This is a genomic window from Burkholderia sp. BCC1208 (assembly GCF_902833095.1).
GTDB lineage: Bacteria > Pseudomonadota > Gammaproteobacteria > Burkholderiales > Burkholderiaceae > Burkholderia.
This window is the reverse complement of record NZ_CADFDY010000016.1, coordinates 54,657-67,061: the sequence shown is the minus strand read 5'-3', so window position 1 is coordinate 67,061 and position 12,405 is coordinate 54,657. Positions and strand designations below refer to the sequence as shown.

Sequence of the window (12,405 nt, the reverse complement as noted above, 5' to 3'; positions counted from 1 at the left end):
CCACCGACCCCACCGACCCCACCGACCCCACCGACCCCACCGACCACTTCGCGACGATCCGCGTGCGCACGCCGCACCATCGACGAACCTTACAGCGCCGTGCGTGCCAGCCGGTACCCTCGCGCACCGTCCCGCCGCCGTGCGAGCGAGGCCCGGCGCGGGAAACGTTGTTCCCGGACGACAATCGCGCGATTGCCGCGTATTTCAATTTCTTTCAGCGTTCGCACTCGTCTTATGATTCAGCCCATATCGCGCCCGCCATGAACGTCCGCGATCGCCACCCGGCTGCGCACGCGGCCGGTCATGAATGGAGACACCTAATAAAGGAAAGCTCATGAAGCAGACCACCCGACTCGCAGTCATCGCAGGGGGCGCGGCGCTGGCCTTCGCCAGCCAGTACGCAGCAGCACAAAGCTCGGTCACGCTCTGGGGCGTCGCCGACGCCAGCATCCGTTACCTGACCAACGCCAACGCGAAGAACGACGGCCTGCTGTCGATGACCAACGGCGCGATCACCAACAGCCGCTTCGGCATCTACGGCACGGAAGACCTCGGCGGCGGCCTGAAGGCCGTGTTCAACCTCGAGAGCGGCGTGAACCTGCAGAACGGCGCGTTCGCCGACAGCGGCCGCCTGTTCAACCGCGCGGCGTACGTCGGCCTGCAGAGCCCGTACGGCACGGTGACCCTCGGCCGCCAGAAGACGCCGCTGTTCGACCTGCTGTCGGACACCTACGATCCGCTCACCGTCGGCAACTACCTCGAAAACGCGTGGCTGCCGGTCGCACTCGGCGGCGGCCTGTATGCGGACAACCAGATCAAGTACACGGGCAAGTTCGAGGGCCTGACGGCGAAGGCGATGTACTCGACCGGCACCAACTACGAATCGACCGGCGCCGGCGGCTTCTCGGGCCAGATTCCGGGCTCGCTCGGCAAGGGCAATGCCTGGGGCGTGTCGCTGTCGTACGTGATGGGCCCGCTCAGCATCGCGGCCGGCGCGCAGCAGAACAGCGACAACTCGGCGCGCAAGCAGACGATCTACCACGCGAACGTCGTGTACGCCTTCAGCAAGGCGAAGATCTACGCGGGCTACCTGCGCTCGAAGGACGACACGGGCTTCGTCGACAGCCTGCTCGCCCAGCAGACGATTCCGGTCGCGAAGGGCACGGGCCGCATCGACGACGGTCCGTTCGCGGGCGTGAGCTGGCAGGTCAGCACGCCGCTGACGCTGACGGGCGCGTTCTACTACGACCACATGCGCAACGCGATGACCACGAACGGCACGCTCGCGAGCGGCAACCGCTATGCGATCGTCGGCATCGCCGAGTACGCGCTGAGCAAGCGCACCGAGATCTACGGCACGGTCGACTTCAACAAGACGAACGGCGCGGCGAACGTCGAGCTGCCCGGCCGCAGCAACCAGACGGGCATCGCGATCGGCCTGCGCAATATCTTCTGACGAACGTCGGACACCGCATGCGCCGGCTTCGTCCGGCGCGCATCGAAGAGGCTCCGCAAGGAGCCTCTTTTTTTTCGTCACGCGACCTTCATACGCGCGCCCGACTATTCGGCAGGCGCTCCATTGCGCAAGTCCCGCGCCGTAAGCGATCCGTCGGCAATCCAGAACATACTTTTACAGTGCACGCGCCCGCTTTCCGCTACGCTGCGTGCATCGCGCGTTGCATGCCGTCAGGCGTGCGCGTGCGTCGTTCCGGTGGCGCGCGGCGCGCGTGGCCGGCCTGGTGCGTAACTTGTGTATCCGGCGATGACAAACGCGGTCCGCCGGTTTCTTTCGTGGGACGATGCGCTCACGATTTTCTTGAAAGGGGATGACGATGGGTATCCTGAACACCGTGGGTGAAATCGCCGGCGCGGTCGCCGCCGTCGAAGGCGCGGAAAAGCTGGATCCGGATGCGGGCCTGCTGACCAAGGCGGCCGCGGCCGTCGCCGGTTTCAAGGGCGCCGAGGCAATCGAAGGCATGCTCGAGAAGAAGGAAGAGAAGCCCGAACAGGCGGCGGACGATACGCAGGCGACGGACGGCGGCGACACGTCGCAGGCATGAGCATGGCGGCCGGTCCGGCCGCGGGCGCGCCTTTCGCGCGCCCGGGCGGACCGGTGCCGCGCAATCGGCAGGTCGGGCATGCGGTCGATCGGTGACGCATGGCACAACCGCCAGCCGGTTTGACCGGCGAGAGGCCTCGTCTCTCGCCGTTTTTTATTGGGCGCGCGCCATGCGCCGCCACGTGCCATGTGCCGCACGAATTCCCGAATCTTGCTATCGTGCCTCCATTCGAACTGCGATGAGGGGATGCGATGGATTTCGACTACGACCTGTTCGTCATCGGCGCCGGCTCGGGCGGCGTGAGGCTCGCGCGCATGGCCGCGTCATACGGCGCACACGTCGGCATCGCGGAAGAAGAGCAGATCGGCGGCACCTGCGTGCTGCGAGGCTGCATCCCGAAGAAGCTGCTCGTCTACGCATCGCACTACCCCCATGAAGTCGACGACGCGAAGGGCTTCGGCTGGACCTTCGGCGCCGGCACGCTCGACTGGCCCGCGCTGATCGCCGCGAAGGATCGCGAGATCAACCGGCTGAGCGACATCTACATCAATCTGCTGCTGCAATCGGGCGTCGACATGCACGTCGGCCGCGCGACGCTCGTCGATGCGCACACGGTCGCGATCGGCGCGCGCACGATCCGCGCGCGCCACATCGCGATCGCGACCGGCTCGCGGCCATCGCTGCCGCCGCGGCCCGGCATCGAGCATGCGATCACGTCGCGCGAGGCGCTGTCGCTCGCGACGCTGCCCAAACGCATCGCGGTGGTCGGCGGCGGCTATATCGCGGTCGAGTTCGCGGGCATCTTCAACGGCTTCGGCAGCCACGTCGACGTGTTCTACCGCGGCGAAAAAATCCTGCGCGGCTTCGACGACGACGTGCGCCGGTTCCTGACCGACGAGATGACGAAGCAGGGCGTCACGATTCATGCGCGCGCGGTGATCGAATCGATCGAGCGCGCGAGCGACGGCACGCTTTTCGTGCACGTCGGCGACGTGCGGCACGGGCCGTACGATCAGGTGCTCTATGCGACGGGCCGCGTGCCGAACGTCGACGGGATCGGGCTCGAGCAGGCGGGCATCCTGCTCGATGCGCGCGGCGCGATCGCCGTCGATGCGTATTCGGCGACGTCGGTGCCGTCGATCCATGCGATCGGCGACGTCACGTCGCGGCCGCAGCTCACACCGGTCGCGACGCGCGACGCCGGGCTGCTCGCGCGCACGCTGTTCGGCGGCTCGCGCGTCGCGGTCGATCACGCGTACGTGCCGTCGGCCGTGTTCAGCCAGCCGGAGGTCGCGACCGTCGGCCTGAGCGAGGCCGATGCGCGGCATGCGCACGGCGACGTCGATGTCTACCGCACGTCGTTCAAGGCGCTGCGCCACACGCTGTCGGGCCGCGACGAGCGCACGCTGATGAAGCTCGTCGTCGCGCGCGACAGTCAGCGCGTGGTCGGCGCGCACATGGTCGGCCGCGATGCGGGCGAGATCATCCAGGGCATCGCGATCGCGATCCGCGCGGGCGCGACGAAGGCGCAGTTCGACGACACGATCGGCATTCATCCGACCGCGGCCGAGGAATTCGTGACGATGCGGCAGAAGGTGGCCGACTAGCGCGAATCGCACGCGCATTTGCAGCGATGCCGATGCGCGTGCGGCGGAAATGCCGGGGCACGCCGGAATCGACGGCGTGTCTCATGCCTGTCTGAAATTCGTCAATTCTTTTCAAGAAATCCCGTATCGATAACCGGACTTGGTATGATCGCGAAAAATCATATACGGGGCCGATCATGCGCGATCAACAGCGCAATAATCAGAATGATGGGGTAACCGGCGCACGCGAGCCTGTCGCGTATTGCATTGCCCATCCGCTTTGTGCCGCAACCCATCCGTTGCGGATATCCCTCTTTCCCATACCGCTATCGCCGGCCCGGCGATGAACGCGTGCGCGCGCATCGCACCGATGCGCGCGTGCCCGTTCGCGCCGCGGCCATTTCGACCGCCGGATCGTTCGCGAGCCGGCGCGCCCGTCCGGGGCATTCTTTCCATGCAAGGAGACCAGCAGTGAACATTCAGACACGACGCACCGTCCTCGTGGCGGCAGCGGTCGTCGCGGCGCTGTCCGGCTGCGCGACCGAATCGTCGCGCACGCTCGACGTGCCGGCCGTCAGCAGCGCGCAGAAGCCGTACGCGGGCAAGCCCGTCGCGATCGCCGTCGGCAAGTTCGACAACCGCTCGAGCTACATGCGCGGCATCTTCTCCGACGGCATCGACCGCCTCGGCGGACAGGCGAAGACGATCCTCGTCACGCGCCTGCAGCAGAGCCGCCGCTTCAACGTGCTCGATCGCGAGAACCTCGACGAGATCAAGCAGGAAGCCGGCTTCATGAAGAAAGCGCAGGCCGTGAAGGGCGCGAACTACGTGGTGACGGGCGACGTGACCGAGTTCGGTCGCAAGGACGTCGGCGATCACCAGCTGTTCGGCATTCTCGGCCGCGGCAAGACGCAGGTCGCGTACGCGAAGGTCAACCTGAACATCGTCGACACGACCACGTCGGAAGTCGTCGCATCGAGCCAGGGCGCGGGCGAGTTCAGCCTGTCGAACCGCGAGGTGATCGGCTTCGGCGGCACGGCCGGCTACGACTCGACGCTCAACGGCAAGGTGCTGGATCTCGCGATCCAGGAAGCCGTGAACCATCTGGCGGAGCAGGTTGACGCCGGTGCATTGAAAGTGGCGCAGTAAGCGTCGCGCGACACGCCGCAGCGGGCGCCGGGGCCGGCGCCGCGCTCGACCGAATCACCACGATATCGAAAAAGAGAAAAGACCATGAAACGGGGTAACTGGCTGCCGGCGACGGCCGCCGCCTTGCTGCTCGCCGGCTGTGCGAGCTCCACGCCGCCGCTCTATCAGTGGACGGGCTACCAGCCGCAGGTGTATGAATACTTCAAGGGGCAGAAGTCGCCGCAGGAGCAGATCGACGCGCTCGAAAAGGCCCTGCAGGACATTCGCGGCAAGGGGCATACGCCGCCGCCAGGCTTCCATGCGCATCTCGGCATGCTGTACGCGAGCATCGGCAGCGAGCAGCAGGCCGAACAGGAGTTGCAGGCCGAGAAACAGCTGTTTCCGGAGTCCGCGACCTACATGGATTTCCTGCTGAAAAAGAAAACCGGCGCGCCGAAGGCGGCTGACCCGAAGGCGGCAGGCCAGAAGGCCGTCGACCAGACGGTCGCAGGCCAGAAGAACGCCGATCCGACCACCGCCAAACAGTGAGCGACGCGCCAGCCATGTTCAAGACTCTCTCATTCAAGCTGCTGTCCGTGCTGTCGCTCGTCGCGTTGCTGAGCGCGTGCGCGCAGCCGGTGAAACGGCCCGATTACGCGGCGTTCAAGAAGAGCCAGCCGCGCTCGATCCTCGTGCTGCCGCCCCTCAACGAAACCTCAGACGTCGGCGCGACCTACGGGCTGCTGTCGCAGATGACGCTGCCGCTCGCCGAGTCGGGCTATTACGTCGTGCCGGTCGCCGTGATGGACGAGACCTTCAAGCAGAACGGCCTGACCAATGCGGCCGAGATCCAGGGGACGCCGCCCGCGAAGCTGCGCGAGATCTTCGGCGCGGACGCCGCGCTGTATTCGAAGGTGTCGCAGTACGGCACCGTCTACCGGATTCTCGCGAGCGCGACGGTCGTGTCGGCATCGGCGAAGCTCGTCGACCTGCGCACCGGCGACGTGCTGTGGCAGGGCCGCGCGAGCGCGAGCAGCGACGAAGGCGGCAACAACGGCGGCGGCAGCCTGATCGGCATGCTGGTGGTGGCCGCGGTCAAGCAGATCGCGAATACGTTGATGGACCAGAGTCACGACGTCGCCGCGTTCACGAGCGGCCGCCTGTTGTCGGCCGGACCGCCGGCCGGCCTGCTGTACGGCCCGCATTCGCCGAAGTACGGCACGGACTGACCGGCGCATCCGGTGCGCGGCGCGCGGGCCTCGGCAGGTGCCCGTCACGCCGGCGTGCCGCGATCCGATCGAACGGCCGCGCGCGAAGCGCGGCCGTTTTTTTTGTGCGTCGATGTCGTGGCGCGCTCAATGCACGCCGAACGCGTCCAGCAGCCGGTACCAGCTCATCGCGAGCACCAGCGCCGGCGTGCGCAGTGCTTCGCCGCCGGGGAAGTCGCGATGCCGGATCTTGTCGAACAGGTCGAAACGGCTCGCCTGGCCGTCGATCGCTTCGGCGATCAGCTTGCCCGCGAGCGCGGTCGTGTTCACGCCGTGCCCCGAAAACCCTTGCGCGAAGTACGTCGTCGGCCCGATGCGGCCGAAATGCGGCGCGCGGTTCATCGTGATGTCGACGAAGCCGCCCCACGCATAGTCGACCTTCACGTCCGCGAGCTGCGGGAACGTCTTCAGCATGTCGGCGCGCATCGCCGCCGCGAGCTCGCGCGGCTCGCGCGTCGAATAGCTGACCTTGCCGCCCCATACGAGCCGCGTGTCTGGTGCCGGCCGGAAATAGTCGAGCACGAAGCGGCTGTCGCAGATCGCCGCGCGGGCGGGCATCAGCGCGGCGGCGCGCGCTTCGCCGAGCGGCTCGGTCGCGATCACGTAGGTGCCGACCGGCATGATCTTCCTCGACAGCGCGGGCGCGAGCGCGCCGACGTAGGTGTTGCAGGCGAGCACGACGAAGCGCGCACGCACGTTGCCGTCGCTCGTCTCGACGACGTGGCCGCCGGACACGTCGCGCACGCGCGTCACGCAGCTGTCCTCGTGGATGCGCACGCCGGCGTCGATGGCCGCCCGCGCGAGGCCGAGCGTGTAGTTGAGCGGATGGAGGTGGCCGCTGTCGGGGTCGTACAGGCCGCCGCGATAGCGGGCCGACTGCACGTAGTCGCCCAGTTCGTCGGCTTCGACGAAGTGGAAGCGGTCGTAGCCGAAGCGCGTCGCGGCATCGTCGCGCCACCGTTTCAGCGCGTCGGCATCGCGTTCGGTGTTGGCCGCGGTCAGGTAGCCGGGCACCAGCGCGCAGTCGATGCCGTGTTGCGCGATGCGCGACTTCACGAGCGACAGCGTTTCGAGCCCCATGTCCCAGATCCGCTTCACGTCGCCTTCCGGCATGAATTGCGCGAACGTGTCGATGTCGCACGCGAAGCCGCCGATCAACTGGCCGCCGTTGCGGCCGCTCGCCGCCCATCCGACGCGCGACGCTTCGAGCACGATCACCGAATGGCCGCGTTCGGCGAGATTGAGCGCGGCGGACAGGCCCGTGAGGCCCGCGCCGATCACGCACACGTCGGCGTCGGCCGTGCCGGCGAGCGGCGCGTGGCGGGTCGTATCGTTGGCGGTCGCCGCGTAGTACGACGCGACGTGCGGCTGGTTGGCGAATGTCTGCATGGTCGGAAAAACGTATCGGAAGGGTTCAGAACAGCTCGCGCACGCGGTGGTACAGCATCCCGAGCTCGAGCGCGGGTTGCCGCCATGCGTCGCCGCCGGGAAAGCGCCGGTGACGCAGGCGTGCGAACAGGTCGAACGCGCGCGTGTCGCCCGCGATCGCACCGGCGACCGCGCGTCCTGCAATGCCGGTGAGCGCGACGCCGTGTCCGCTGAAACCCTGGACGTAGAAGAAGTTCGGATCGATCGCGCCGAAGTCCGGCGCGCGGTTGCGCGTGACGTCGACGAAGCCGCCCCACGCGTGGTCGACGCGCACGTCGCCGAGCTGCGGGAACACGCCGACCATGCGCTGCCGGATCGCTTCGGCGAGCGCGGCGGGCGACGCGCCGGCCGAATTCGCGCGGCCGCCGAACAGCATCCGGTGGTCGGCCGACAGCCGGAAGTAGTCGAGGAAGAAGTTGTTGTCGCACACGGCTTCGCGCTGCGCGATCAACGCATCGGCGCGCGCCTGGCCGACCGGTTCGGTCGCGATGATGTAGGAGGCGATCGGCGCGATGCGTGCGGCGGTCGCGGCCGGCAGCACGCCGCCGGGCCCTGCGTTGCAGCACGACACGACGAAACGGCAGCGCACTTCGCCCGACGGCGTGCGCACGACGGGCCGCGCGCCGCGCACGACGTCGAGTGCCGGCGTGTGTGCGTACAGCGCGACGCCTTCGCGGCGCGCGGCATCGGCGAGGCCGAGGCAGTACTTGAGCGGATGCAGATGGCCCGACAGCGGATCGTGCACGCCGGCCAGATAGCGCGTCGATGCAATGCGCGCCTGGATCTCGCCGGTATCGAGCCACGCGAGCGACGGATGGCCCCAGCGCGACGTCGCGGCGTTCATCCACGCGCGCAGATCGTCGATGCGGCGCGGCTTCGTCGCGACCGTCAGGTAGCCGCGCGTGAAGTCGCAATCGATCCCGTAGCGCGCGATGCGCTCGGCGATCAGCGCGACGCCGTCGAGCGACAGCGACCACGCGGCGCGCGCGCCGTCGGCGCCGAGCTGCCGCTCGATCACCTCGTCTTTCGCGAAGCCGGTGATCGCCTGGCCGCCGTTGCGGCCCGACGCGCCCCAGCCGGGCCGGTGTGCATCGATCACGGCGACGGACAGCCCGTGCGCACGGCAGTCGAGCGCCGTCGACAGGCCCGCGAAGCCGGCGCCGATCACGCAGACATCGACGTCGATCGCCGCTTCTAGCATCGGATCGTCGGTGGCCGACCGCGTGGCCGTGGCCTCGTAGTACGAGTCGCGCGCGAGCGCATCGGCGCGGCGGGTGAAAGACTGCGTCATGAAACCGACTCCCTCGACAAGGCTGCAACGGCGCGCAGCCATCCGGAAAACGGCGCGGGACGCCGTGCGTGCGGCACGGCGCCCCGCGCGTCCTGCATCAGAACGAATAGATGAACTGCGTCGCGAGCAGATCGTTGGACTTGCCGTACGAGCCGTCGTTGCGCAGGAACACCTTGTTGTTCGCCCAGTCGTGCCGGTATTCGACCTTCACGGTGATCTGCTGGGTCGGATAGAACAGCAGGTCGAGCGCGACGTCCTGGCGCACGGCGCCCTTGCACTCGAAGCCCAGGCCGCCGCCGGCCTTCGACATCGCGAGGCAGTCCGCATCGACGCCGAAGCCGTTGCTCGGGTCCATCCCGTTGCCGTTCAGCGCGATGCCGCCGCCGCCGCCGCCGTTCTTCGAGTTCGCGAGCAGGTCGTAGCGCAGCGTCACGCCCATGCGGCCGACCACCGGCGCGTTGAACTTGCGGTGCGCGAGCAGCGACAGCCCGTACCACTGCGCGAGCCCGCCGTTGAACGCCGCATGCTGCTGGCGGCCGTAGTCGACTTCGGCGTTGTACTGAATATCGGCGAGCGTGTAGGTTGCATCGAGTTCGCCGAAGAAGAACGAACCGTAGCCGCTCGGCGCCGCGCCGCCCGGGCCGTAATGGACGACGCCATCCGCATCGATCGCGCTCGACAGCGTCTGCCGCCCGATGTTGAACGAACCGCCGAGATCGAGCGCGCTCGACCACGTGTAGTCCGCACGCGCGGTGAAGGTCGGCACCTTGTTGCTGGTGGTGATCGGGTCGCCGAGCGCATTGGTGCCCGTCTGCGTGACCGAACCGTACGTGCGGTACTGCTCGTTGCCGAGGAAGAACTTCCACGCCCAGCTGCCCTTCGTGTAGTTCGCGCCGACGCCGACGTAGCTGCCCGGATCGGAGAAATCGTACAGCAGGTTGTGCGTGAGCGTGAGCATCTGGTTCGACTGCTGGACTTCGTAGCCGCCGAAGCTCGGAATCAGGCCTGCGACCAGCGTCGTTTCCGCGGTGATCGGCACGTTGATGACCGCCGTGTTCAGCAGGTTGTCGGTGATCGAGCCGCGCGAGTTCTGCAGCAGCGTGATGCCGTTGCCGCGGTTCGGCATCAACGTGATTTCGGCCGACGGCGCCATCGGGCCGACGCCGAACGTCTTCTTGATGTCGAGGTAGAGATCGCCGAACGTGCTGTTGAAATAGTTGTACGCGTTCTCGTGGTTCGCGAACAGGAACGACGACGTGCCGGCCGCGCGGTTGTAGATGTAGGTCGGATCGATGTAGCCGGTGACCGACAGGCCGGCGAGCGGGCCCGTGGTGGCCGCGTCGGTCAGCGAGTCGACCTTCAGCTGCTGGTTCGCGATCTGCTGCTTCATTTCGCTGACCTCGTCGTTGGTCAGCGTCGCGCGTGCCTTGCCGTAATCCGGCGAGCCCGGGTCGGCGGCGACCGCGACGGCGTTGCCGCCGCCGCCGGCCATGCCGCCGCCCGCGCCGGACGTCGCGACCGCCGCGCCGCCCGGCTTCGCGGCGAGCTGCGCCTGCATCGCCTTCATCTGTTTCTGCAGCGCCGCGACCTGCGCCTGCAGCGCCTTGATTTCGGCGGATGTCGAACCGGCCAGCGCGATGCCCGGCAACGCGCCGGCCACCAGCAGGCAGATCAGTTTCTTCTTCATTGCGGATTCTCCTAGTCGTGCGCCTGTCAAATCGGGATCGAATCGCACGTCCCCCCCCTGGGGCCGCGCGTCATGCTTGTCTGCAGTGCTTGTTGTCTTCGAAGCGGAGGCGGCCCGTCACGCCACCGCGAACGCCGCCTTCAAGTCGGCCATCCGGCGCCGCTCGCGCGCGATCATCATCCGGTTCACGACGATCACGCCGATCGTCACGGCGGTGATGAACAACGTTGCCAGCGCATTCATCTCCGGGTTCAGCCCCAGCCGCACGCGCGAGAACACCACCAGCGGCAGCGTCGTCGACCCCGGCCCGGACAGGAACGCCGACAGCACCAGATCGTCGATCGACAGCGTGAACGACAGCAGCCACCCCGACAGCAGCGCCTGCGAGATCAGCGGCAGCGTCACCACGAAGAACACCTTCAGCGGCGTCGCGCCCAGATCGAGCGCGGCCTCCTCGAGCGACTTGTTCATCTCCTTCACGCGCGACTGCACGATGATCGCCACGTACGACACGCACAACATCACGTGGCCGATCCAGATCGTCGCCATCCCGCGCCCCTTCGGCCAGCCGAACATCTGCTCCAGCGCGACGAACAGCAACAGCAGCGAGATCCCCTGGATCACCTCCGGAATCACCAGCGGCGCGTTGATCATCCCCGTGTATAGCGTGAAGCCCTTGAAGCGGCCGAAGCGCGCGAGCACGAAGCCCGCCCACGTGCCGATCACGACCGACGCGGTGGCCGTCAACAGGCCGATCTTCAGCGACAGCCAGGCGGCGGTCAACAGCTCGTCGTCGTCCAGCAGCGCCGCGTACCACTTCAGCGAGAAGCCCGACCACACCGTCACCAGCTTCGACTCGTTGAACGAGTACACGACGAGGCTGATGATCGGGATGTACAGGAACAGGAAGCCGAAGGCGAGAACGCCCGTCGACAGCGGTTTGCTCGGCTTGATCATTTCGCGTCCTCCAGTTCCTTGACCTGGTAGTACTGGAACAGCGCCATCGGCACCAGCAGCAACAGCACCATTGCGACCGTCACCGCGGACGCCATCGGCCAGTCCATGTTGTTGAAGAATTCATCCCACATCACGCGGCCGATCATCAGCGTGTCGGCGCCGCCGAGCAGCTCCGGGATCACGTACTCGCCCACCGCCGGGATGAACACCAGCAGGCTGCCGGCGATGATCCCGTTCTTCGACAGCGGCAGCGTGATGCGCGTGAACGCGACCCACGGCTTCGCTCCCAGGTCGTACGCGGCTTCGAGCAGCGTCAGGTCCATCTTCACGAGGTGCGCATAGAGCGGCATCACCATGAACGGCAGGTACGAATAGACCATCCCGATGTAGACGCCCGCATCGCTGTGATAGAGCCGCAGCGGCGTGTGGATGATGCCGAGCGCGATCAGCGTGTGGTTCAGCAGGCCGTCATCCTTCAGGATGCCGATCCATGCGTACACGCGGATCAGGAACGACGTCCAGAACGGCAGCATCACGGCCATCATCAGCACGTTGCGGCGGTTCGGCTCCGAGCGCGCGATGTAGTACGCCATCGGATACCCGATCAGCAGGCACAGCACCGTCGACACGGCGGCCATCTTCAGCGAGCTGAGATAGGTCGCGATGTACAGGTCGTCCTGCAGCAGGAACGCGTAGTGCGACAGTTGCAACGCGAAGTGCACGACGCCGTCCTTGATCTCGACGAGCGACGTGTACGGCGGGATGCCCATCACCTGGTCGGCGAAGCTGATCTTCAGCACCAGCACGAACGGCAGCGCGAAGAACACGGCCAGCCACAGGAACGGCACGCCGATCGCGACGTTGCGGCCCGACGGCAGGAAGCGCGACAGCGCGGCGAAGCGGCGGCCGCGCGCGGCGGCCCGTGTGGCGGCGGCAGCGCCGGCCGACACCGGCGCGGAAGGCGTGGAAGGCGTGGAAGCGGAGGTTCTCATCGTGGCGT

11 protein-coding genes and 1 pseudogene are annotated in these 12,405 nt (G+C 67.2%); 7 read left to right on the top strand and 5 right to left on the bottom strand.

What is annotated here, in order from left to right; genetic code table 11:
* The 7 genes and pseudogenes from HWX09_RS33470 to HWX09_RS32230 form a co-directional block, all read left to right on the top strand.
* Nucleotides 1–338: pseudogene (locus HWX09_RS33470) on the top strand (hypothetical protein); the annotation flags it as partial.
* Nucleotides 335–1,456 (top strand): porin, encoded by a 1,122-nt coding sequence (locus HWX09_RS32255; RefSeq protein ID WP_027785651.1) that lies wholly within the window; start codon nucleotides 335–337, stop codon nucleotides 1,454–1,456. The pseudogene HWX09_RS33470 and the gene HWX09_RS32255, both read left to right, overlap by 4 nt.
* 376 nt (nucleotides 1,457–1,832) lie before the next feature.
* Entirely contained in the window at nucleotides 1,833–2,060 is a 228-nt protein-coding gene (locus HWX09_RS32250) for a hypothetical protein (protein WP_027785650.1), read from the top strand.
* A 251-nt stretch (nucleotides 2,061–2,311) separates the two neighbouring features.
* Nucleotides 2,312–3,667 carry a glutathione-disulfide reductase gene (gor, locus tag HWX09_RS32245; RefSeq protein WP_027785649.1) on the top strand — a complete coding sequence of 452 codons (1,356 nt, stop codon included), beginning with the start codon at nucleotides 2,312–2,314 and terminating at the stop codon, nucleotides 3,665–3,667.
* A 456-nt stretch (nucleotides 3,668–4,123) separates the two neighbouring features.
* A complete protein-coding gene (locus HWX09_RS32240) occupies nucleotides 4,124–4,795 on the top strand; it encodes a CsgG/HfaB family protein (RefSeq protein ID WP_185716591.1) in 672 nt (223 codons plus the stop codon).
* A gap of 84 nt (nucleotides 4,796–4,879) precedes the next feature.
* On the top strand, nucleotides 4,880–5,323 hold the full coding sequence (locus HWX09_RS32235; RefSeq protein ID WP_034185447.1) for a DUF4810 domain-containing protein: 444 nt from the start codon (nucleotides 4,880–4,882) through the stop codon (nucleotides 5,321–5,323).
* Between the two features lie 14 nt (nucleotides 5,324–5,337).
* The gene (locus HWX09_RS32230) at nucleotides 5,338–6,003 is read left to right on the top strand and encodes a DUF799 domain-containing protein (protein WP_027785647.1); all 666 of its coding nucleotides are present in this window, start codon (nucleotides 5,338–5,340) and stop codon (nucleotides 6,001–6,003) included.
* Between the two features lie 126 nt (nucleotides 6,004–6,129).
* Here the strand turns inward: HWX09_RS32230 and HWX09_RS32225 are convergent, their stop codons facing one another.
* The 5 genes from HWX09_RS32225 to HWX09_RS32205 form a co-directional block, all read right to left on the bottom strand.
* Complete coding sequence (locus HWX09_RS32225; RefSeq protein ID WP_027785646.1) at nucleotides 6,130–7,431, bottom strand: FAD-binding oxidoreductase; 1,302 nt, start codon at nucleotides 7,429–7,431, stop codon at nucleotides 6,130–6,132.
* Between the two features lie 25 nt (nucleotides 7,432–7,456).
* Nucleotides 7,457–8,761, bottom strand: coding sequence for an FAD-binding oxidoreductase (locus HWX09_RS32220; RefSeq protein ID WP_027785645.1), 1,305 nt, complete (start codon nucleotides 8,759–8,761; stop codon nucleotides 7,457–7,459).
* Between the two features lie 97 nt (nucleotides 8,762–8,858).
* Nucleotides 8,859–10,448, bottom strand: coding sequence for a DUF3138 family protein (locus HWX09_RS32215; RefSeq protein ID WP_027785644.1), 1,590 nt, complete (start codon nucleotides 10,446–10,448; stop codon nucleotides 8,859–8,861).
* A gap of 117 nt (nucleotides 10,449–10,565) precedes the next feature.
* Nucleotides 10,566–11,405 (bottom strand): ABC transporter permease subunit, encoded by an 840-nt coding sequence (locus HWX09_RS32210; RefSeq protein WP_027785643.1) that lies wholly within the window; start codon nucleotides 11,403–11,405, stop codon nucleotides 10,566–10,568.
* Nucleotides 11,402–12,397, bottom strand: coding sequence for an ABC transporter permease subunit (locus tag HWX09_RS32205; RefSeq protein ID WP_027785642.1), 996 nt, complete (start codon nucleotides 12,395–12,397; stop codon nucleotides 11,402–11,404). The genes HWX09_RS32210 and HWX09_RS32205 overlap by 4 nt, the downstream gene beginning before the upstream one ends.
* Nucleotides 12,398–12,405 lie beyond the last annotated feature (8 nt).

Bases quoted from the DNA above. Each gene is read 5' to 3' on its own strand.
- HWX09_RS32220 (WP_027785645.1), bottom strand. From the start codon at position 8,761: ATGACGCAGTCTTTCACCCGCCGCGCCGATGCGCTCGCGCGCGACTCG.
- HWX09_RS32235 (WP_034185447.1), top strand. From the start codon at position 4,880: ATGAAACGGGGTAACTGGCTGCCGGCGACGGCCGCCGCCTTGCTGCTC.
- HWX09_RS32250 (WP_027785650.1), top strand. From the start codon at position 1,833: ATGGGTATCCTGAACACCGTGGGTGAAATCGCCGGCGCGGTCGCCGCC.
- HWX09_RS32205 (WP_027785642.1), bottom strand. From the start codon at position 12,397: ATGAGAACCTCCGCTTCCACGCCTTCCACGCCTTCCGCGCCGGTGTCG.
- HWX09_RS32230 (WP_027785647.1), top strand. From the start codon at position 5,338: ATGTTCAAGACTCTCTCATTCAAGCTGCTGTCCGTGCTGTCGCTCGTC.
- HWX09_RS32255 (WP_027785651.1), top strand. From the start codon at position 335: ATGAAGCAGACCACCCGACTCGCAGTCATCGCAGGGGGCGCGGCGCTG.
- HWX09_RS32225 (WP_027785646.1), bottom strand. From the start codon at position 7,431: ATGCAGACATTCGCCAACCAGCCGCACGTCGCGTCGTACTACGCGGCG.
- gor (WP_027785649.1), top strand. From the start codon at position 2,312: ATGGATTTCGACTACGACCTGTTCGTCATCGGCGCCGGCTCGGGCGGC.
- HWX09_RS32215 (WP_027785644.1), bottom strand. From the start codon at position 10,448: ATGAAGAAGAAACTGATCTGCCTGCTGGTGGCCGGCGCGTTGCCGGGC.
- HWX09_RS32210 (WP_027785643.1), bottom strand. From the start codon at position 11,405: ATGATCAAGCCGAGCAAACCGCTGTCGACGGGCGTTCTCGCCTTCGGC.